The 20,216-nt window shown below is 42.1% G+C and carries 27 protein-coding genes; 5 read left to right on the top strand and 22 right to left on the bottom strand.

What is annotated here, in order from left to right; all coding sequences use genetic code 11:
• Window positions 1-160: 160 nt before the first annotated feature.
• From ASULF_RS06655 to ASULF_RS06605, 14 genes are all read right to left on the bottom strand, one after another.
• Window positions 161-484 carry a restriction endonuclease gene (locus ASULF_RS06655; protein ID WP_015590941.1) on the bottom strand — a complete coding sequence of 108 codons (324 nt, stop codon included), beginning with the start codon at window positions 482-484 and terminating at the stop codon, window positions 161-163.
• A gap of 49 nt (window positions 485-533) precedes the next feature.
• The gene (locus ASULF_RS06650; RefSeq protein ID WP_201763914.1) at window positions 534-1,202 is read right to left on the bottom strand and encodes an HAD family hydrolase; all 669 of its coding nucleotides are present in this window, start codon (window positions 1,200-1,202) and stop codon (window positions 534-536) included.
• On the bottom strand, window positions 1,199-2,206 hold the full coding sequence (locus ASULF_RS06645) for a PIN domain-containing protein (protein WP_015590939.1): 1,008 nt from the start codon (window positions 2,204-2,206) through the stop codon (window positions 1,199-1,201). The genes ASULF_RS06650 and ASULF_RS06645 overlap by 4 nt, the downstream gene beginning before the upstream one ends.
• A complete protein-coding gene (locus ASULF_RS06640; protein ID WP_144060498.1) occupies window positions 2,199-2,693 on the bottom strand; it encodes a hypothetical protein in 495 nt (164 codons plus the stop codon). Before ASULF_RS06640 ends, ASULF_RS06645 begins: the two co-directional genes overlap by 8 nt.
• Before the next feature lie 50 nt (window positions 2,694-2,743).
• Window positions 2,744-2,881 carry a hypothetical protein gene (locus tag ASULF_RS11720; RefSeq protein WP_015590937.1) on the bottom strand — a complete coding sequence of 46 codons (138 nt, stop codon included), beginning with the start codon at window positions 2,879-2,881 and terminating at the stop codon, window positions 2,744-2,746.
• A 121-nt stretch (window positions 2,882-3,002) separates the two neighbouring features.
• Window positions 3,003-4,316, bottom strand: a complete 1,314-nt coding sequence (locus ASULF_RS06635) for an McrC family protein (RefSeq protein WP_015590935.1) — start codon at window positions 4,314-4,316, stop codon at window positions 3,003-3,005.
• 2 nt (window positions 4,317-4,318) lie between these two features.
• Window positions 4,319-6,823 (bottom strand): AAA family ATPase, encoded by a 2,505-nt coding sequence (locus ASULF_RS11325; RefSeq protein WP_015590934.1) that lies wholly within the window; start codon window positions 6,821-6,823, stop codon window positions 4,319-4,321.
• Window positions 6,824-7,198: 375 nt separating this feature from the next.
• Window positions 7,199-7,378 carry a hypothetical protein gene (locus ASULF_RS06625; RefSeq protein WP_015590933.1) on the bottom strand — a complete coding sequence of 60 codons (180 nt, stop codon included), beginning with the start codon at window positions 7,376-7,378 and terminating at the stop codon, window positions 7,199-7,201.
• A gap of 35 nt (window positions 7,379-7,413) precedes the next feature.
• Entirely contained in the window at window positions 7,414-7,563 is a 150-nt protein-coding gene (locus tag ASULF_RS11980) for a hypothetical protein (protein WP_169336395.1), read from the bottom strand.
• 90 nt (window positions 7,564-7,653) lie between these two features.
• On the bottom strand, window positions 7,654-7,797 hold the full coding sequence (locus ASULF_RS11975) for a hypothetical protein (protein WP_015590932.1): 144 nt from the start codon (window positions 7,795-7,797) through the stop codon (window positions 7,654-7,656).
• Complete coding sequence (locus tag ASULF_RS06620; protein ID WP_015590931.1) at window positions 7,772-9,313, bottom strand: MBL fold metallo-hydrolase RNA specificity domain-containing protein; 1,542 nt, start codon at window positions 9,311-9,313, stop codon at window positions 7,772-7,774. The genes ASULF_RS11975 and ASULF_RS06620 overlap by 26 nt, the downstream gene beginning before the upstream one ends.
• Complete coding sequence (locus ASULF_RS06615; RefSeq protein ID WP_015590930.1) at window positions 9,310-10,329, bottom strand: DNA recombination protein RmuC; 1,020 nt, start codon at window positions 10,327-10,329, stop codon at window positions 9,310-9,312. The genes ASULF_RS06620 and ASULF_RS06615 overlap by 4 nt, the downstream gene beginning before the upstream one ends.
• Window positions 10,330-10,346: 17 nt before the next feature.
• On the bottom strand, window positions 10,347-10,592 hold the full coding sequence (locus ASULF_RS06610) for a hypothetical protein (protein ID WP_144060496.1): 246 nt from the start codon (window positions 10,590-10,592) through the stop codon (window positions 10,347-10,349).
• A complete protein-coding gene (locus ASULF_RS06605; RefSeq protein ID WP_015590928.1) occupies window positions 10,543-11,283 on the bottom strand; it encodes an HFX_2341 family transcriptional regulator domain-containing protein in 741 nt (246 codons plus the stop codon). Before ASULF_RS06605 ends, ASULF_RS06610 begins: the two co-directional genes overlap by 50 nt.
• Before the next feature lie 162 nt (window positions 11,284-11,445).
• Here ASULF_RS06605 and ASULF_RS11970 point away from each other — a divergent pair, with 162 nt between their 5' ends.
• From ASULF_RS11970 to ASULF_RS06595, 3 genes are all read left to right on the top strand, one after another.
• A complete protein-coding gene (locus tag ASULF_RS11970) occupies window positions 11,446-11,613 on the top strand; it encodes a hypothetical protein (protein ID WP_015590927.1) in 168 nt (55 codons plus the stop codon).
• Between the two features lie 46 nt (window positions 11,614-11,659).
• Window positions 11,660-11,896, top strand: a complete 237-nt coding sequence (locus tag ASULF_RS06600) for a hypothetical protein (RefSeq protein WP_048098157.1) — start codon at window positions 11,660-11,662, stop codon at window positions 11,894-11,896.
• Between the two features lie 874 nt (window positions 11,897-12,770).
• Window positions 12,771-13,091 carry a hypothetical protein gene (locus ASULF_RS06595; RefSeq protein WP_015590924.1) on the top strand — a complete coding sequence of 107 codons (321 nt, stop codon included), beginning with the start codon at window positions 12,771-12,773 and terminating at the stop codon, window positions 13,089-13,091.
• A gap of 77 nt (window positions 13,092-13,168) precedes the next feature.
• Here the strand turns inward: ASULF_RS06595 and ASULF_RS12415 are convergent, their stop codons facing one another.
• From ASULF_RS12415 to ASULF_RS11965, 5 genes are all read right to left on the bottom strand, one after another.
• Entirely contained in the window at window positions 13,169-13,297 is a 129-nt protein-coding gene (locus tag ASULF_RS12415) for a hypothetical protein (RefSeq protein WP_394295716.1), read from the bottom strand.
• A gap of 307 nt (window positions 13,298-13,604) precedes the next feature.
• Window positions 13,605-14,045: a HEPN domain-containing protein gene (locus ASULF_RS06590; RefSeq protein ID WP_015590923.1), complete on the bottom strand. Its 441-nt coding sequence runs from the start codon at window positions 14,043-14,045 to the stop codon at window positions 13,605-13,607.
• Complete coding sequence (locus tag ASULF_RS06585) at window positions 14,042-14,587, bottom strand: nucleotidyltransferase domain-containing protein (RefSeq protein ID WP_015590922.1); 546 nt, start codon at window positions 14,585-14,587, stop codon at window positions 14,042-14,044. The genes ASULF_RS06590 and ASULF_RS06585 overlap by 4 nt, the downstream gene beginning before the upstream one ends.
• Before the next feature lie 174 nt (window positions 14,588-14,761).
• Entirely contained in the window at window positions 14,762-15,376 is a 615-nt protein-coding gene (locus ASULF_RS06580) for a transglutaminase-like domain-containing protein (protein ID WP_015590921.1), read from the bottom strand.
• A 1,075-nt stretch (window positions 15,377-16,451) separates the two neighbouring features.
• Window positions 16,452-17,564 carry a lamin tail domain-containing protein gene (locus ASULF_RS11965; protein ID WP_015590920.1) on the bottom strand — a complete coding sequence of 371 codons (1,113 nt, stop codon included), beginning with the start codon at window positions 17,562-17,564 and terminating at the stop codon, window positions 16,452-16,454.
• A gap of 207 nt (window positions 17,565-17,771) precedes the next feature.
• Here ASULF_RS11965 and ASULF_RS06560 point away from each other — a divergent pair, with 207 nt between their 5' ends.
• Window positions 17,772-18,563, top strand: a complete 792-nt coding sequence (locus tag ASULF_RS06560) for a hypothetical protein (protein WP_236609667.1) — start codon at window positions 17,772-17,774, stop codon at window positions 18,561-18,563.
• Between the two features lie 18 nt (window positions 18,564-18,581).
• On the opposite strand, the gene ASULF_RS06555 is transcribed toward ASULF_RS06560, so the two are convergent.
• Window positions 18,582-18,878, bottom strand: coding sequence for a hypothetical protein (locus tag ASULF_RS06555; RefSeq protein WP_144060494.1), 297 nt, complete (start codon window positions 18,876-18,878; stop codon window positions 18,582-18,584).
• Window positions 18,879-18,889: 11 nt separating this feature from the next.
• Window positions 18,890-19,069 carry a hypothetical protein gene (locus tag ASULF_RS06550; protein ID WP_048098154.1) on the bottom strand — a complete coding sequence of 60 codons (180 nt, stop codon included), beginning with the start codon at window positions 19,067-19,069 and terminating at the stop codon, window positions 18,890-18,892.
• A 219-nt stretch (window positions 19,070-19,288) separates the two neighbouring features.
• Here ASULF_RS06550 and ASULF_RS06545 point away from each other — a divergent pair, with 219 nt between their 5' ends.
• Window positions 19,289-19,609 carry a hypothetical protein gene (locus tag ASULF_RS06545; RefSeq protein ID WP_144060493.1) on the top strand — a complete coding sequence of 107 codons (321 nt, stop codon included), beginning with the start codon at window positions 19,289-19,291 and terminating at the stop codon, window positions 19,607-19,609.
• Between the two features lie 41 nt (window positions 19,610-19,650).
• On the opposite strand, the gene ASULF_RS06540 is transcribed toward ASULF_RS06545, so the two are convergent.
• Window positions 19,651-19,881: a hypothetical protein gene (locus tag ASULF_RS06540; RefSeq protein WP_015590916.1), complete on the bottom strand. Its 231-nt coding sequence runs from the start codon at window positions 19,879-19,881 to the stop codon at window positions 19,651-19,653.
• Window positions 19,882-20,216: the final 335 nt, after the last annotated feature.

The following is a 20,216-nucleotide window of genomic DNA, read 5'->3' as shown; positions in this document are numbered from 1 at the left end:
ATCATTTCAAATCTCCATAAACTTATGAGAGCCAAACTTCTGCTCCTGCTCTCCCTGACTTTTCTCGTGCTTGGATGTGTTCAGAATGCCGCGCAACCTCCAGCTACAACAACACCAACTTCTGCAGCTACAGTTACCGTGACTGCCACCACAACCACAACTACTTCCTACCCTTCTTTCTCTTCCCGCTCCAGTTTCCCAGTGGAAGCATCCTGAATTTACCTCTACCATCATAATGGACGTAGGCAGCAAACCCTTTCCGTTTCTTTGCAACATTCCTTAGCCTCCTCCTTTCTTCTTTCGTCAACCTCGCTGAATAGCTTTTAACCTGCACATACGTCTTAACACCGCTTGGAGAAACAGCATAGATATCATGAGGCCCTCTACTGCCTCCACTCCTTCTTACATTTTTGAAACCTAATTTCTTAAGCCAGTTCACAACCTTCTTTTCTGCTATTCTACCACGTCGATAACTGTTTACCATGATAGTTGATTGATTTTTTAATACTTAAATTTTTCGTTAAACTAATTACTTAGTAACCAAAAACGTCTAAAAGTTTAGAAATACTCTCGATAACAAAATCAGCTTCCCTACTCTTCTCCTCAAAAAAGTTCCTGTCTCCATAGGCAGCATAAACGGTCATCATTCCGAGCCTCTTACCGGCCTCTATATCCCGCCTGACGCTGTCCCCAACCAGTATTGCCTCTTTCGCATCAACTCCAAGCTTCTCGAGAGCAAACTTAATCGAGTCCGGCTCGGGCTTTCTCTTGCCTGTCATGTCCGCTGAGACCACAACATCAAAGTAGTGCAACAGACCGGCTTTACGAAGCCTGCTCACCGCATGGCCATTCATAGCATCAGTAACAACTGCAAGCTTCAAACCTAAGTCTCTTAACCTCTCAAGGGTCTCTCTCACATGTGGGTAGGGCTCGATGCTGTTGAGCTTGACTTCCTCGTAGATCCTGCAGCACTCCTCGTACTTCTCCTGACTGTAAACTCCCTTGTCAAGCATATAGTCTGCTATATTCTCCAAATCTTCAAATCCGTGCATACCCCTCAGGAAATATCTAAGCAACTCCTCCTCATCTCCAGCTCCCAAATGCTCAACTACAGCCCTGCAAGCCCTCAGCTTGGCTTCAACGAAGTCAAACAGGGTGTTGTCCATGTCAAATATTACCGCTCTTACCTTTCTGGTGGTCACTTTTCTATCCCCAAAGCCATCAGTCTCCTGCATATTCTCAGATCCCTCTCAAACTCCTCAACCATCTTCTCATCAAGAAACCTCAGCTTGAGCTCCTCGTGCCTGCTTTTCCCCTTAAACTCTCCAAAGATTACGGTTGAGTTCAATCTGATGACACCAAAAACGACAGCAAGGCAATAAACGAGTTCGAGCATTTGTTCAGCGCTACAGTGGTCAGCGCTGATCGCATGCGGGTATTCGAAGAGGAAGTACTCAACGCCTTCAAGCTCGCAGATGTCTACCATTGATACGTCTGCAGTTAGCAAAACTGGCAGAACGTTTCTTTCTTTTTCAAATCTCCTAACGGACTTGATTATTATTCTGTCGTTATGCTCGCTATCGTTTGTCGACTTCTCGACGCCCTCAATCTCCACTGCCAGATCTCTCACCGTCTTATACTCTCTCAGAGCAATGTATGCTACCTTCCTCGACCTCTTCATGCGTTTGTTTACCCATTCATCGAGCAGAAATTCCTGATACTTCACGAGACTCTTGAGCTCGGAGATTTGATGAGGACTGTATTTGTAGTTAAGAGACGCCTCAATCTCTTCCTTAACTGTATCGACGAGCAAAACCTCGTTCTGCTTAAAGAAGGATGAGTTTGAGATGAAGCGGTGGTATATTATATTGGTGTCAGGGCAGAAGTAAACTCTTTTAGTCAAACTCCTGTAGTGCTTGAGCCTCTCTCCGAAGTCGGCCTTGTTTTTATACCTTAATACTCCTGAACTTAATAGACACTCAAGGAAGTCTGAATAGCCGGGCATTTCTTTGGCGTAGTGATCGAGCTTCTCCGTCTCTCTGTCAAAATCGTATTCGCCAGCAAAAACCTTCAGCCTGTATTCTTCTCCTTCCGGCTTCGCTGTCAGAAGCCGGAAGTGTTTGTAGAATGGGTACATAACGCTGATCTCATCTTCCATGTTGAGCAGGATCTGCAGCTCATCCCGAGTAACAACAACTTCATTCACTAGCATCACCTCTGTAAACCTTTGCATCCTCAACGAAATCTTTAAGCTCCTGAATCTGCAGCGGAATCATCCTGTATGGTTTTGATGCGTTGTCAAGCGTTTTGATGGCTAAGTAGAAGACGTGGTCAACACCAATCTTGGAGATTGGAATTAAAGCTCCAGCAACAAGTGCTTTCCTGCCAGGCGTCACGTCTATCGCCACACTGTAACCGTTCTGCTTGAGGTCCCTGATCAAGGATGTGATTTTAAATCCAGCCTCAACAAAGTCCGATTCTCTGACGATTTCCTGCCTTATTTCGGGTTCGAATCCAAACTCCTCTGAAAGAATTTCTATGCCTCTTATCGCTTTATCGAGCTGGTCTGCGTAGATGTCTTCTGCAAAGATGTAAACGATGTCGGGATAGTATGTTTTCTCGCTGAGAATGGCATAGTATGTGTTAATTAGGGCCCATGTGGATCTGCCGAGGATCGTGATGTATGCTTTCACTGTAGTTGATTGGATCATAAATACTTAAATTTTTCGTTCAATTTTAAAGATTATAGCCTACCTTTTTCAACAACTTCTACACGGACAGCTTTTGGAATTGTTACTTCACCAAAAAGCACCCTTAGAATGTTCAGCTTCCCGATTTTTGCCAGTGTGATCAGGGGACCTGAGTTTGACACGACTATCATAACAGCTTCTCCAGTGTTTCAATATCCTCTTTCAGATCTTCGTCATCGTACTGCAGTGGGATGTTCTTCGATGCAAGAATTTCCATTATTTCTCAAGTGGTACAACTTAAATCGTAATTTTTCAGGCATCATCTTCACTCAAACAACGTAGTGTCTCTTCAAGTTCTCCAATAAATTCTGACCAGCCATTTTTGGAGGTTAGATCGTGGATGAGCGAAACTGTTTTTACATGAAGTTCAATATCTTCATCTTTTCCGAGTCTCCATCGGCTTTCTATCTTGCCGTTAAGACCCTCAGGATAGATCAGCAGGCACTTCGTGGTATCTGACTCTTTACAGTAGGCGTACATCTGGTACAGATCCTGTTGTGAAACTCCGTAATTTCTCTCCTCTAAACTGAGCAGCTTATACTTGGTGTCTACTATTGCTTTCCCCACACCTTCTATCCTTATATCGGGTCTGAGCTCAAACTTCCTCTTGCCATTTTTAGTGGCCAAGTGTCCAATTCTTTTCTGGATTAGAATGCTACCCCTCACATTCTCAGGAACTATTCGGGGATTATCCCTGATTACCTCGCCTATGAACTCCTCAAATAACCTCTCCATAGGAATCATTAACGAGAAGAACTCGACATTCGACGCCTGAAGAGTTAGAGAGCATCCACGAAGGAACAACCAGCAGAAGTTTATAAAAGGTTCAAATTCTGCGTTGAGTCTGCTGAAGCTTATCCTCTTTACCAGATCCGGGCTTACAGGAGTCAGCTCGACCGGATCGAGGATTGAAATTATCTGCTTCAAAAGTCTGTAGTTCTCCCTGCTCCTTACCAGCCTCAACATCAGGTAACTTGTGTACTTCAATGTCCTGTTTATTGGGGTGTCCATCGACCTCTCGTGATATATGCACGGGATTCTATGCAGCTTTGCCGGATTTGCACCGTACTTTCTTGTGTCTATTCTCTCCTTCACGAACCTCAGTTCATCATACCGCCTCACATAGCCCCTGTCATGCTTGACCTTAAGGAGATTAAGGAGGTTCTTAGCGAATAGATGCACAAAGACCTCGAAGAAGTCACTCTTAAAATCTAACTCAGCAAACTCTACTTTCCTAATGTTTAATCTACGAGTATATCTTAGCATTTGAAGTAAATTACTCATCACTTTTGGTTTAATTTCTTCTGAATCCTTCCCTATCAGGAACTTTGGTATAATTTCTATCTTAATGCTACCAACCTTGGCAACTCCTGCGTAGTTCAGAGCCTTTATCCTTCCTCTATATATTTCAACGAACTTCTGCTCTCTGTTCAGTCTCTCAAGCTGAAGCATTGTTTTCTCGGACATGTAGAGCTTTTTCTCTGATTCATCGTAGCCCTCTTCTTCGGTGTCAACGATTTCGTATTCAACTGAGTCGTACTCTAAAAGAGTTATAGTGTCTCTCAATGTTACCCCTCTTCCGTTTTGGGCTTTGCAACCTCTTCGAGAGCTCCGACGAAGTCTTTCTCCTCTCTAAAATCGAAATAGTTCTCCCCAACTTCTACGAACTTTCCGTTTAGGACATCTCTAAGCTTTTCTGGACTGTCGTAGAAGTACTCCTGGAGCAGTGGGAGAATCTCGTAGTACCAGATCTGCTTCAGCATTTCAATTGCATCATCTTTTGAATCGCAACTCTTCAACTTCAGGAAATAGCTGTGCCCTATCTGGTGGTCTCTATCATATAGCCTTTTGATCCTCTCATTTAAAGCTTTAAGGACGCTAATTGCAAGTTCTTTGATATCTCCAGCTTCGTCTTCATCATTCATCAGCTCTTTTTCCAAAACCTCATAGTCTGGCATCAGTTCGATGAATCCGAATCTCCTTCTTAAGGCGACATCTATCAAAGCGATGCTTCTGTCTGCGGTGTTCATTGTGCCGATTATGTAGAGGTTGGGTGGGATGCCAAACTTGGTCTTTGAGTATGGCAGTGAGACTATCAGCTCATTCTCTGCAAATAGTCTTTTATCTGGTTCGAGTAGCGTTATGAGTTCGCCGAAGATTCTTGAAATATCACCTCTGTTTATCTCATCGATTATGAGGAAGAACTTAGGAGCGTTGTTTAAGGAACTCCCCACCTTACTGAGTTCATCTTCTGTAAGTGTAGGCAGGTTTTCTCCAACTCTCCACTCTTTTTCAACACCCGCATGGTTGAGCAAGGCATTATGGGCATCTCTGCAAATCCCTTTGAAGATGCCCTCTTCGACTTTATAAAGGATTCTACTTTCATTGTCCGTTTCGGGTTTTAGCCCCTCAATAAACTCTTCGTAGGCATAAGAGGGATGAAATGTGACGATTCTTACAGTCTCGACTTTTTCGTAAGACTCTTCAATACTCAAGCCGAGTTCGTCCAGATTTAAGTTAGATAATTCGAGAATCCTCAAACCTTCATCTGGATCAAGTGGAAATAAAGTTCCTCTGGCACCCATTCTTACTGGAATAGAATTTCCAAGAACTGAGTCTTCTTTAAGATCTTTCCAGCTAGGGCCATCAAAGATTTTCTGAACTTTTACATGGGGCTTTCCGTCTTTTTCCTCGTATGTTCCGACAGCATATATCCTTCCAACTTTGCCACCTACATAAACGAAAACTATATCTCCATCGCTTATTTCTTCAAAAGCTCTCTTCCATTGTCCATACCACAATTCTATGCCTTTACCTTCCTCAAGTTGAGTGTAATCCCATTTGCGTGGGTTTATTGACCACCAGAAAAACTTTACATTTTCCAGAACATCTTTTTTTGCAATCTTGTAAGTTTCTGGAGCATTTTCATCCACGAAGTTTTTAGCAAGCCAAGTTTTTCCAGTGCCTGGCGGGCCGTAGAGGATTACCTGTTTTTTGGAGTTCAGGATTTTATTAAGTTCATCGAATACAAAATTCGTCTCCTCAGGAATTTTATTCAATATTTCTTCAATCAAATCCTTTATCCCAAGCTTTTTAAGATCTCCTTCGCTCAGCTCATAAATTGTGCCTCCAAATTTTCCTTTTAGGTTTTCAGGGATTGGTACATCGAGATCTGTCTTATGCCATTTCACCCTTCTAAAAATTGGATACTCTAATTCCAGACCAATTTCTGGGTTTGACTCAATTATACCAATACCAATAATACTCTTTCTCCCTCTGTTTGAGATAATAATGTCGCCTTTAGATACCTCCTTCAAGAATTTCCACAATTGATGATAACTCTGATGGGGTTCCTTGAACTCGTTCTTCATTACCTCACTAAATGAACTATAATCGCTGAATTCGAAAAGTCTCTCTCCCAGTTTTTCGACAATCTTTCTCCATCCGACGCAGATTATATTTTTGTCAACGCACAACTCCCAAAATCTAGCATTCTCTCCTGGAGCAATTTGCCAATATCTAGGTTTCTTGATGCTGCTATATAATGCATAAGAAGCTCTAACGAGATCTCTCTCTTTCTTTAAAATTTGTTGAAATACATTAACTGCTTCTTCAAAGTTCTTTGTATTCGCAAGGTGAAGTTTTGTGAGATCCAAACTCTTTACGGCCTTTGATATCCTGTGATTCAGCGGTATAAACCAGTTAGGTTTCAAAACATGTGCTAAAGTCGAAATTACTGTCACCTTTGCATTTTTAATGTTGCCTCGTTTAAAAAGGTCATAAGCGAAATCCTTAGTATCTGATGTTTCGATGTTCTTAATAAATTCAACAATAGCCTCTCTTGTACTCTCATTTTTCAAAGCTTGGGATAGATTTGCAAAAAATCCTGTTTCTATGTATTCAATTTCTTTGAGCAACTTTAAAACATCTTTCCAGCCACGTTCATAATCACTGTCCTTTAATTCTTCGAGTTCTTCTATTAATTTATTTTTCACATCGTCTAGTATTTTTCTCCAAGTTGCCAATTTCTCCTCACTTAATTTATACTTCCTCAATAAATTTTCAAGATCCATTATTAACACCTCTTTCCACCACATTAGAAATTAAACTCATACTGAAGCTTTCTAACACATTTTTTAACCTTATCTATATCATCCAGATCTAAAACATCCAGCAAATTTTAACATTTTTTCAGATTTAATCCCGCAAGGTCTATTTTTGCACCTTCATAATCCATCAGACCAGTAGAGACCAAATATCCAATGTAAAACGCGTATAAGTCCAGATCTCCATTTAACCGATAGGCTCTTCGCAAAACCTCTGGTATGCTAACAATCCCAGCTATATCAAGAAATTCAATACATGCAGACTTAAAATATTTCTTCCGTCTTATCCGGCTCTCCTAGATCCTCGTAAACCAGAGCCATGTTGTAGTAAGCCACTGCACTTTACATAGGGGGAACATCTCTGTGTTCCAGCGCTTTTCTTAGATACCTTAAAGTCTCCTTGAGCCTGTAGGCTTCGTAGTAAAAAGTTCCAAAATTTAACGCCATAATTGCAAAATCTTCCCTGTAGAGGGGGTCTTTTTCGTAAAGCTCCCTCATTATTGTGTAAGCATCTTCAAGCATGATCTCTGCTTTTTTGGGTGTTTCATTCTGATGTATTATATTCCGAGCCTGTTCATCGTGTTAACTAGTAAAAATGCTCTTTCAGAACCATAGAGCTTGCTTCTTAGGTTGAAAGTTTCGAGCAAGAATTTTTCAGCCCTTTCATATCCTAAATCAAGATAGAACGATCCAGTTTCAGAGCACACTGTAGCGAGAAGCTCCTCATAATCTGGATTTTCTGCAAATCTCCTCCTAACTTCCTATATATTTTAAGCAAAACCTCTTCACCCTTCGCATCAGAGTAATAAAGCTCTAACATCTCTGAACGCATCCACATCGTTTCTCTTTTTTTCAAGAAAACGGCAGGTAATCTCCAGATAAATAACTATATCGGATGAGATTCCAAATAGCGCCTCAGTTAACCTCGATGGTTTCACCATCTTTTAACACCACCACATTCTCAAAGTTCTCCTCAAACCATACCGAATTTTCAGTATGGACGGGGATTATAACATCAGGATCAATCTGCTCGATCACCCACCTCAAATCACCCTTCGACGCATGCCCGGAAGCATGAAAACCTCTGATGAAACTTGGGACCAGCCTGCCATTATCCAGCACCATCTCAAATCCGTAAACTCTCAACCCAAACTCCTGCAGCCAGTTGTAAAGCCTGAGGAAGTCGAACTCCTGCTCCTCGCTGAATGCCTCACTCGACGAATAGATATAAGCCCCACCATCAGGCTTAATGTCCAGCAAATGCTTCATGTCGTAGAATGAAAAGCAAAGGATGTAGTTCTCCGGATTACTGGAAATGTCGCTGGGATCAACATACCTATCTTCCCATTTTCCTCTGACAACGATTTCTTCCCACTTGTTTTTTCTGTCTCTCAGCTCATGGTAGATCCTCACATCCTCAATTCTGCGCACACCATCGGCACATTCCATCGCATGGAGCATGTACGCATCCTTGGCTGTTACAACAAGCTCTCTTGAAGTTCTCCCTGCAATCTCGATGAATGTCTCAAGCCTCTCAAAGTTTCTTGGTGAAAAATCAGCCACAACAACACCTTCTGACTCCTCGACAGCCTTCAGGCAGTTCTCAAAGACAGTATCTTCAGACTCGTTAACATCCTCATTCCTGCTCGCTCTCGTCCCCTCGATGATTAGAACTGACGCACCCTTCGCCCTTTTAATGAACTCCTTCGATCTGTCTGCATACTTCCCGTGCATCCTGATGTCGCCGGTGTAAGCTATGGCTGAATCGCCCCACAGGATGTATGCTGTAGCACCGTAAATGGAATGGTCGACCTCGTAGACATCGATGTCGAAGGAGAGGTTGTGATCGTTTACGTGACAGATGTTTCCGGGGTTGAGCTTCTTCCTAGCATTTTTACTTTCCTGTCCTGGTTTATAGCACATAAATTTGGCGAGCTCATCAGGTATTCCGCCAGTGCAGATGAAGTCCCTACCTTTATAGAACTTGGATTTGATCGACGAAAGCACCCTCCCATCGCCTACCGGCTCTCTGCACGAGAAATAGGCAATCTCGGAGCCAATTCCCGATGCCGAGACATCCCTCATGGCCTTCAGGATCGCCATAGTCATAGGAGATGCCATGACGGGTATGCTTTCATCGAGCAGAGATATGTTCCCGCAGTGGTCAACATGGGCGTGGCTCAGCAGAACAGCCTCCACGTTTAGTTTAGGATAGATAGACATGTCGAGGTCTGAGGGTATCAGGTCTGAACGGTAGATGTTCAGCTTTGGTATGAGATTGAGGTAGAGCAGATCATGTATCCCTCTCGTGCTCCTCTCGTTCAGAAACTCTGCAAAATACCTGCTGTATCTGGCAAAATTCATTCCAAAATCAAAAAACACCCCCTTACCATTCTCCTCAACATAAATCTTGTTCCCACCTATAGTTGTGGCACCATCAAAAACAGTAATTTTCACTCTCCCACCTCAACATCAAAATTCGAAATAGTTGAGTAATATCCCCTCAAATCCGTGTAGGACTGCTGAACTCTCGAAACATTGTTGTAGGCATTGTTTATATGTCTGAATAAAGTCTCAAGTCTCGAACCGAGCTCATCTATGTAGCCGCCCATTAAATCCATCTTTCTCTGAATTTCTTCAGCTCTCTCCGATATCTCTTCAGCTTTTATTCTCGCCGATACCAGATTCAGATATGCTGGCAGGACAGACGGTGAAGCAAGGATAACTCCTGATTTGGACGCCTCAACAGCAATTTCAGGTGATTCGGAAACAATATGGTAGAATATTACATCTGAAGGGACGAACATGAATGCAAAGTCAAGAGTGTTTTCCTTTCCAACGTACTTCCCTTTTATTTCTTCAATATGCTTTCTGACATCTCTTAGAAATTCATTCCAGTATTTGCTCTTTTCCTCAGCATTTTCAGCTTCGCTGTATTTCCTGAAATTCTCCAGAGGGAATTTTGAGTCTATGCAGAGGTACCTGCCTTCTTCAACAAGAATGCATGCATCTGGAATTCCAGCACCGATATTTTTCTGAAAATTGAGCCTTTTCGATGGAAATATGTCCTTCAAAAGCATCTCAAGCTGAAGTTCTCCGAACTTCGCTCTTGCCTGTTTAACCTGGAACATCGATTTCAAATCCGAAGTAATGCCCTTCAGGTCGGATGAAGCTTCCTTTAATTTGCCAAGATCCTCCTGAATGCCGAGCTCTTTCAGTGATGTGGCAAACGCCCCCTTTATGACATCGGCATTTCTTGCTATTGCTGATGAGAATATGTTCTCAAAGACACTTGAGGAGCTCTGAAAGGTCTTTGCCACCGCCCCCTCAACCCAGAGAGGGACGCTCTGGTTCAGTTCCTCAATTTTAACCTTAAAATCTGCAAGACTTCTTTCGGTCCCCCTCTGTCTGAGGATGATATAGACCGCAAGAACAAGCACAAGCAAAGAGAGGATAGCGGTTACATAATCCACCAATAACACCCCCCAAACTAATCTCTTAATTGTGTTTTGGATTCTTTTTCAATTATTCTGTTTTCAACCTTCTCTGCAGCTTTTGGAAGCAAAAAGACTCTGAAACCTGCTCCTTTAAACTCGCAGGGATGATCCATCCTGTTAAGGTGATTGGATTTCCCAGCATAGGCTGTGTTGAATCTGAAATCAATTTCGTAAACATTTGATGCCTCCTCAATATGCTTCTCCGAGAACAGCCTTCTCTCCACCAACTCCATCCCCATCTGCACCCCCCACCAGAAACCTGCCTAAAGGAGTAAGGATTATTCTAACGTTCCTCCCACTCTTCACCTTGATTACAGCCCCAGCCTTCTCAAGCTTTGAGATGTGGTGGCTGACCCTGCTCCTCTCCTTTTTGAACTTCTCACTTCCCTTCTCCATGCCGGGGTTCAGTCTGAATATCACCTCATCAAGAGAGTTCACACCCTCCCCAATTGCCCTGAGAATCTCGATCTGCTCCTCAACAGGGAACTCAACAGGCAGGGTCGGGATCTCTATGACCTCCTCAATTCCTATCTCTTCCTCTTTCTCATTGTATCTTGGAATTGATGTGAATATCCTCGATGAGGTCACACAGGCAGCAATGTAGCCAGCTACTGCAAGAGTTCTCAGAGAGCCGGAAGCGTTGATAATAACATCATTCCCTTCAGCTTTCTCCCGCTTTATGATGTCTATCAGCTGCATTGCAGCCCTTATAACATTCCTCTTGTCAATCCTGGCAACTTCAACTTCCCAAACCACTTCCAGCTCCTTTTTCAGTTCGTAAACAGTCTCTCTTGCCTTTTTTTCGCCGGGAAGTTCCTCTTCACCCATGAAGAGAATGATCTTTGAAGTGGGTAGTTCCCTAAGAGCCCTGATGGACTCAACAATCCTCTCTTTATGATGGCCTACAAAAACGATCTGGGTTGCTGGCATTAATAGTTGATTGATTTAATAATACTTAAATGTTTTGTTTAATTACTCTACCTCGAAGTGTCCATCATAACGAGGCTGGAGGTTTAGGAAGACAGTGAATTGAGGGGTCGGTGAACGTAACGGCTATTCATACTTGGGAAGTTATCTGTTCAGAGGTGATACATGGTCCTAAAAGGAAAGGCACACGGTAAAGGTGTTGCATATGATGCAAACGGTTCGGTCTCTCAGAAGACCGGAGTTGTGGAGGTCTGTGCATGCACACCATGTGAAACCTCAACAAACATTCTCACCCAGTTCACCACGATAAGCGCGTCCAGCTCCTCTGCTTGAGTTCGAAGCAGGTACGAACAAGCAGTGCTGGGTTGGAAAGGTTGAGGTGTACTTGGACGACAAGAAGGTGTTCGAGAAGACGTACAACGACAACAAGTACTCGGTCAGGGAGAGTGTGGATCTCAATGACTTTGTTACATTTGGTGAGCACTACGACGTGAAGGTTGTAGCCTACGCCAAGACTGACAAGGGACTGTGCACCACAGGAAGCTGTGTTGCTGGTGATGAAGTTTGGTTTGAGACATGTTATGGTAACCGCACAATAGATCTCTTTGAAGGTTAGCCCTCGCAGACAACACAATATACTTCGTCGGAGAATACAACGGAAAGACGTACAGTGTCCATCGCTTAAAGTCTGCTGGCAAATGCCGGTGGATTACGGTTGAGGAGTTCCGGTATAGGGCTGGTTGTAAGGCAGGAGAGAGTAAATTTCTTTTGCAAACTTATGTGAAGGTGTAAGGTAATTTCTTCTGTAAAGTGAGATCGGGTAGTGAGACAGGATAAGGGAAACAAGGGTAAATTTTCCGGTCTGGTGACAATAAGCATTCCGGATGGGGGAAGAGAAGCAGTGGTGGAAAAGAAGCAGTGATGGAAAAGCAATAGGCAGCAGCAGGAAAGTAAGGTGAAGGTAAGTAAAAAGTAGAGAAGCATAGGTGACGGTGATAGGTGGAGAAAGCGGTGATGGAAGCAATAGGTGGAGAAGCAGAGGGAACCAAAAGCAAGGTGAAAGGCAGGAGAAGCAGTAGTGGATAAACAGTGGTGAAGTGGCGGGAAAGAAATAAGGTGGGAGATAGGTGGTAGGTAGCAGTGGTGAAGCTAGAAGCAGCGAGAAAATAAGGTGAAAGATGAAGGCAAAGGAAGCGGTGAGGGAGAATCACTCTGCAACACTTTCCTTTTTTCAACTAACCACCTCCACAAGCCGGGGGTTATTACAGAATAGCTGTGATACGGTGGCCACTCTGGCGTCTACTTAGGTTCTGACTGGTATCCAGGATGCCGGGGTGGGCATGAATGCAGCCCCTTTTGCATCCTTCCCCGGCTTTTTTGTTTATTTCAAGAAATTTGTGATAGAGATGGTATATAAAGTTTGAAAAAATGGGGGGTGTGAATTACCAGCGGGTCGAAATTAATAATTACTTATTCTGACAATTAATGACATGCCTAAATCTAGACGTAGCCTCCTCAAACAAACGGAGCATGATGAGGCCGTAAAAAAATTAGCTTCTAGATACAGAAGGCAGCATCCAAGCGCCACAGTTTATGCAGATGCGTCGGGATTTCTTAAACCCAGGATGATTGGAAGTCATAGGCCAGACATAATTGTTGTCTTCCGAAATGGTAGAGGGAGAATTATTGAAATCGAGACAGAAGATACGATCAACACTGAGCATGCAAGAGCTCAGGCTAGAAGTTTTAGAGGATACGCAAACCTCAAAGGGTTCAAGTTTGATGTTTTTTTGGCTGAAAACATTGTTTAATTTATTTATCTATTATTTTCTCTTTTAAGCTCTCGAAAAAATTCCTGTTTTTGAGAACCTGAAGTATTATAGAAGTGTCAAATATCAAAGTTCCTCACCCTGAATTTCTTTCTCTCTTCCTTCACAGTTCTTTCCAGCTCATCGTCTGCAAGCTTTCCAACATATCTTTCGAGAACCTCAAAGCTTTTCCTCTTTTTCTCCTCGATTAGTCTTAGTATAACGTCTGAGAAGGATTCTTTGCCCCTTTTATCTTCTGTAATTTTTCGTAGACTTCATCTCTCACCATTATGTTTTTCATGTATGAATGTATGTAGATATCTATTTAAGGGTTTTACAATTAAAAGGCTCTCAGCGGGAATGTTCCATTCTCCTTTGGGATTCGAAAATTCTTGATGAGCCTTTGAAAAACTAGAAACTTTTAAACCTGCAATTCACGGTTCTTTGACTTCCTCAATCCAGCTCAGTTGTAATACAGAGCTAGTATGGCGTGGAATATTGATAGATAAATCTTATCTAAAATTCTTCCAAGAGTTTCTCCATTCTTTCAACAAACTCAAATGCGATATTCAGTGCAGATTCTGCCTCTTCTCTGGTTGCGAAGTAGGATACATCGTACTGGTCTGCATGCCTCGTTTCCCTCAGCCTGTCGAGCAGATCGACCCACTCCCTTTCAAGTTTGCCCTTTTTAACATACATTTCTTCAAGATATCTGGCAATACAGAAATGGCTCTTCTCTCTCCACCCATCCCTGTATAACACAGCTCTTGCTGAATGGAACATCGCAAGATAGGATGATATCAGGCAACTATCATAAAGCTCATTGTTCAGACTCTTTTCAGCTTCCTCAAGCCATCTTTCAGCCCTCTTCATGCTCTGTCTGGCCTTATCAGCAGATGGAGTTACTCTCCTCAACAATCTTTTTCTCACACAGCTCTCAAAATCCAAAGTTCTCAAAATCCAACCCCCTCACCCCACATAACAAAAGAGTTCGCAAGCTCGCAGTAGAAGATTGGATCGTTCTCCCTGAGCCGTGCAATCCTTTCGGGAGTGAGTATCAGGATATGCACCCGTTTTCCAAGCTCATTTGAGAGTTCCCTTTCAATTCTTGCAACCTCCTTCTCTCCTGGATGACTATCAACTCTAATCCAGATGTCAATATCGCTATCCTCTCTGTTTTCTCCTTTTGAAAAGCTCCCATAAACTCCAAGGCTCACTATCCATTCCTCTCGGTGTTTAACAAGTGATGTTTGCAGTTTTGTTATGTTGAGCATAATTTTGATTGCTCTCACTTCCGGAGCTTCGTGAAGAACTGCATATTTTCTCTTCTGCTTTCTCAGAATTCCCTCCTCTTCAAGTAATCTGAGAAACTGTGAAACAAAACCCTTGCTCCTCCGTAGAGAAGTTGCAACCTCTTCTACACCAACCGCTTCTCTTTCCAGAATGAATTCTAGGGTTTCTATCCTCTCCCTGCTGGAAAGAATTTTCCATATGTTCATGATTTATGAACCTGTAGTTCATGATTTATGAACTTTTTGTTCATAGTTTGTGAACCGCTTAACCATTCTTGGAAAATTCAGTCTATGGGAATTTTAATCTGGATTTCAGAATTTGTTGAAGCCTGCGAAAATAATATAGCGTGATCAACATTAACAAATTTATGAGTAATTATGTTAGAAATAAACTTTCACAACCAAGTTATCGCCGTCTTGGACGACATCGATTTTGGATATCCTGTTTATATTATCACATAATTCATTTTCAAGTTTAAGCTTAATTGCTCTTGTCATTGAATAAATGACGATTTCATCCTCTCCGTAGCATTTAGCCAGTTTAGAGAGAGGTGGTATTTCAACAATAGAGTTCTCCTTCTGAGTTACTTGATTTATCTCAAGCAGTTTAGTAACTTCATCAGTCAGCTTTTCTGTATTTACCTCGATTGAAGGATCTGATAATTTTGCCACCCCACACTTTTCGAGTTTTATTTTTTTCTTGTTCTTGGAATCCAAAACTTTTAGCTGGTAAATTGTTGCGGTTCTTCTATTCCAAACTCTTAGCCAAGCATCTAATGTCAATACGGGAAGCTTTTGATCTAAAATATACAGCTTTTTGTTTACCTTAATACCAGCAGCAACATGCCAAGGGATCGAAATAAAGTAGATCTGGCTGTTGGGGAATAAGTTATGGAGTAAAACAGCCGTAAGTTTTGCGTAGTCTCTACACATCGCAAGTCTATACTCTATATAGGGCTTCCCTTTATCAACTCTCTGAATAAAATCAAATAACAATTCTTAAACCTCTATATTTTTATCTCTTAATTCCTGAAAAGTGCCTCCAAAAAATAAACCATAAAATCAATCTAAATCAAAAAATAAGGCAAATAAATCGAAAATTTTAAAAAACAAAAGCATACAATTCTTTTTCATGATTACGAATGAGATAAGGGAGAAAATAAACAGAGGAGAAGGGGTGTGAATTTAGGATTAAATCTCTCGCCAGATAAGGTATCTCGTCAGAGGTGGTGCTGTCCATCTAAATGCCAGCCCAAGGAGGATTCCTATAAACAAAAACAGAATTCCTAAATACCAATTATATAGCATTACAACACCACCAGGCCAGCTAAAGGATCCAGTAGGTCCCCATATCCAGAAAACTCTGTACAATGTTGCAAAAAGCTCATCATAGTGTAGGTATGGTGAACTACCCCCCTGCTCACGCAAGGAGCTTCCTGCTTCCTTCACCGAACTTACCATCATCGGTAGCTCTTTCAGCCGACCTAGGCAGAGGTTCGGTGTCCACAGGCGTAACTTCGGGCCGTCCCATCCCTAGGCTACCTTGCGGTAGCAAGGAAATATATGGTAGAGAAGATATAAATAATTTGCGGGCTATCATCCCCTCCCTTGCGGAAAGGGGACTTCCCGCCCGCATTAGTTAAAATAAAAAGTAGGACATATATCATTAATCCCATTAGCCAAAATGGGAAATAAGATGCAATGACCTGATCTATTAAAAACGATATGGTGTACTTGGCTATTTCGTAAGAACTCGGAATGCCGAAACTCATGACTAAGCCGATACCAAATGCCGAACTTGCAATCTTAAATACCTCTGATTTACTCACGTGTTTTGTTTAGAATAGACTAAGATAAATGTTTTTAGCATGTATTTAGGGCTAATTAAAGTCTCAGAAACTTTCCACCCCGGCAATCCTCTCCTTTATTTCTCTCCCCTCTATTTTTGAGAAAGGTAGCTGCGTGTAGTATTCATTGAAGTTATCTCAGTATGCCCCTGATTCATGCAGATGAGCGGAACTTTATCAGGGAAGAAAATCATGAGCAGCTTTACCCACTCCTGAAGTTCTGTTCACCAGCTCACCACATCTGTCAGATTCCCTGCAGCGTCAAATAGGTAGGCAGTATCTCCATCATTGTTCCAAATCGCCCTGTCCGATCCCCAGTAGAGGTGGCCAGCCGTATCCGTGCCGCTCCCCGTGTGCACGTACACAACCTCTCCAGGTCCGAAGGTATAGCTCGGGAAGACGTAGGTGTGCCCAGCCTCATCTTGCAGCACCCATCCCTGCAGGTTGATGGATGCTGCTCCGTTATTCGCGATCACAACATACTCATCGTTCAGGTTGTATTGGTCGTTTCCTGCAGCGTCGTAGTGGATGTAATAGAAGTCCACAGTTGCTGTTGAAGCAGTATTAGTTGGTGTGGGTGTTGGCGTTGAAGCAGGAGTCAGTGTTGGCGTGGAGGCGACCTCAACACTGCAAGTCCAAAGCCCTACACTGTTCTCCATCGCAGTACTCTGATATGCCACGTATTCCGATTCTCTCTCAAAGTTCCCCTCGGTGTAAACCCTAGCATAGCCCTGCTTTACGAGCTCAGCAGTGAAGTCTGTGCTGTCGTAGTAAATATAGGCCAGCAAACGCCCATAATATCCTCTCATTCTCGCTATCGGGTCGAGCTCGATGTAAATGTACTTGCCTTCCAGCTTAGATTCGGTGTACTGCTTGGCCATCAAACCCCAGTAGGCCAAGCACGAAAGATTGGTTATGTCATCGTACTCGTAGGGCTTGTTTTTCGAAGCTGCTGTTTCAGGTGTGTCGATTCCCAGCATCCTGACTCGCTCTTCTTTTCCGTCGGGCATGATCACGTCTATTGTATCGCCATCGACGACTTCCACGACCTTGACCTTGTATTTTACTCCGTATTCAAGTTTGAAGGGTGTTGGGGTCTCTGAAGGCTGCCAGGGAGTGAGAGAGGGAGTAGCTGTCGGAGTCATGTGAGGTGTGTGCATCGGGGTTGGAGTTGTAGCAGGCATCTGCGTTGGCGTATGTTGCGGGGTTGGCGTGTGCATTGGGGTTATTGCAGGTGTGGGGGTGGGTGTTGGAGTCTGGATGGAAATCTTGCCCTCTTCTGCACAGCCGAGAACAAGCAGGCTTAGAAACAGTAGTGTGAGGAATTTAACTCTCATGTTTGAATGTAATCTTCATTAGTTAAATACTTTCCACATACTGTTTCAAAAACCTATGCTGAAAGAGTCAAGGGGGTTTATATATCCTAAATAGGGTTTTAGGATGTTTCAGAAAGATGTCTTTTTGAAAAGCTCAGAGAGTCCTACTTTGCACTTATTCATTCACTTCTTGCTCATAGACAAATATATATGGGTTATGTGGGTAATTTGGCAATAATGGTAAGCATATCAAGAGCAATTGACTGGCTTAACGATAATTCAGGAACTATTCAGGCAATAGCTACAATCATTTTGGTAATTGTGACCTACAAGTACGTAAGGCTTACCCGAGAACTAGTGAATGAGACTAGGAGAGAAATACAATCCAAGAGGATGGAAGAATTGGTAAATAAGATCATGATCCCTCTAAAAGAGCATGCAAAAGCTAACTATGAGGATCTAGCCAATAGGGAATATGGATATAAATTCCGTACTAAAAGAATCCGTACATTTAAATTAAACCTTAATGACACAACGATCTTAATGAAAGACTTCAAACAAGACTATCCGAGCATATATGAGAAAATAAAGACACACGATGAACTCCGTGAAAAGCTTAAGACTGCGGTTAGAAATCTGGCAGAGAGAATATTAGAACTTCCAGATTTTAAAAAAAGATGTCACCAAATGGTAAAAGAATATAACGATAACGCTTCAGCAGAGGATAAACTAACTGGATCGCAGCTGGAAGACTTTCCAGAAATACTTATAGGAGACATAATCGACAGAACCGAGAACTTCAGAGAGCAAGACATTTTCAGGAGATTTTGGCAAAGATATAGAAACGAACTAATTGGATTTTTAGACAGAGAAGAAGTTAAAGAAGAAGTTAAAAAGGTACAAGAGTTAACCGATGAACTTTTGAAGATATTAGCAACAATTGTAAGCGAACTAGATAACGAAATCCTCAAAATCTGGAGGAAATACAAAATCGAATTAAGAGATTACGTGGTCATTTAGATCCAAGCATTAGTAAAGCTACCACCCGTGAACATACTTTTCCATCATCCTGCGATCGTTCTCGGTGAATGGCATGTTGAGGTAGTGTTCCACAGCTGTTAGTAGTGTGTGCCCCTGGCTCTGGATTATTTCGATCCTCCTTTCTGAAAAGTAAAACATCAGCCAGCTTTCCCAGGTTTTCCTCGTGGTCTTGGCACCCAATCCTGCAGGATCTAATCCGACTCTCTCCGCCCACCTCATGAGATTTTCTTTCCATGTGTGTGGATCTGGAAGAGGTTTGTTGTCGAAGAAGAATGGCAAGATCGTTCTTCCCATCAGGTTGAGCCTCATCTCTGTCTCTGCTTTCTTCGTCTTGTCACCTTCATCTCTGGTATCCTGATAAATATGCCGTCGAACCACTCTGGGTGCTGTTTCAGTCTGCGAGCCTCCTCATACCTAGGTCCTGTGAGTAGGAGTACATCGAGGTTGAGCTCTTTTTTTCTTGGCTCCTTGCTTGAGCAGCTCATACTCTATAGGGTGGAGAATACGGAAAGGTCGCTTATGACTTGGCTTTTTGCCCTCTCTCAAAAAACTATCTCTTAAATTCGTAATGTGATAGGAGTATGGCCAAATTTTCAGAACCTTAAAAGCGCGCTAAGGTTTGCTCTAATGTCTGTTACGGTTTCGAGGCAATATGGAAAATGTCTCAGTTTTGTGGTAAAAGTTAAACAATGTTTGAATTGATCATGAATGAGTTAGAAGAATTTATTTCAACTTGGAAAGGCATAATTGATGAAATTAAAAATAGCTCAGTTGGGATCGATGGAAAAGAGGCCAGTGTAATCTGGCTTCATTTTAGGTCAAATGAAACTTTTTTGAAAATTAGAATGAACCGTATCCGGTATGAAAATAGTTTTCTACGAATCCAACTTCTTGAGTCTGAATTAGCTGCTGCTTTAGCTGTAGCTGTCTCAAAGTTTAAATTACACCACAGGGGGATATTAGCAAGAATTTTCGGTGGGATCTTAACATCATGGAGACCTGATATAAAAGAGCAAAAACTATAGTGGATTAATGTTTTTTAATAATTTTCCGTTACTACAAAAAGCTATATTCCATTGATTTTTCCTTCTAAATTATCCAATCTCTCTTTAATTCTTAATTGACTCTCAACTTCATTAACCGTCGGCTGTTCAATCTTCTCTAATTCCAAGAAATCGTTGAGAATTTCGTAATATTCTTCATGAATAGATTCATCTAATTCTTGAATCTTCTTGGGAATTTTCTCAAGTTTTTTTCTAAGTTTCTCCATTATGTCTTCATATGTTTTTTTAGCCATAAAGATTCATGTTAAAACTATTATATCAAATTTTCCCAACCCTAACCAAGCTAAAATTTAGTTTGATGTAGGAATTAACTTTCACTTTCACTCCACTCAAAACCACTTTCAATGTAACAGACATACCTTCAACCAATGCACAAAATCGACAAGCCCATCGAAATTCCAGCAAGGACTTTAGCAGCTGTGACAGTCCCATCAGACTTTGCCATCTAGGGAGTGTAGGACCTGAAGAAATTTGGAGAATATTTGAGGGAATTTGGAAGGTATAATGGGAAATGAAGATTCTGAGACCATAAGAAATATCATTATTGCTTGGTTATCTGAGAAACAGT

This window comes from Archaeoglobus sulfaticallidus PM70-1 (genome assembly GCF_000385565.1).
Classification (GTDB): Archaea; Halobacteriota; Archaeoglobi; order Archaeoglobales; family Archaeoglobaceae; genus Archaeoglobus_A; species Archaeoglobus_A sulfaticallidus.
This window is presented reverse-complemented; position numbering and strand designations above follow the sequence as displayed.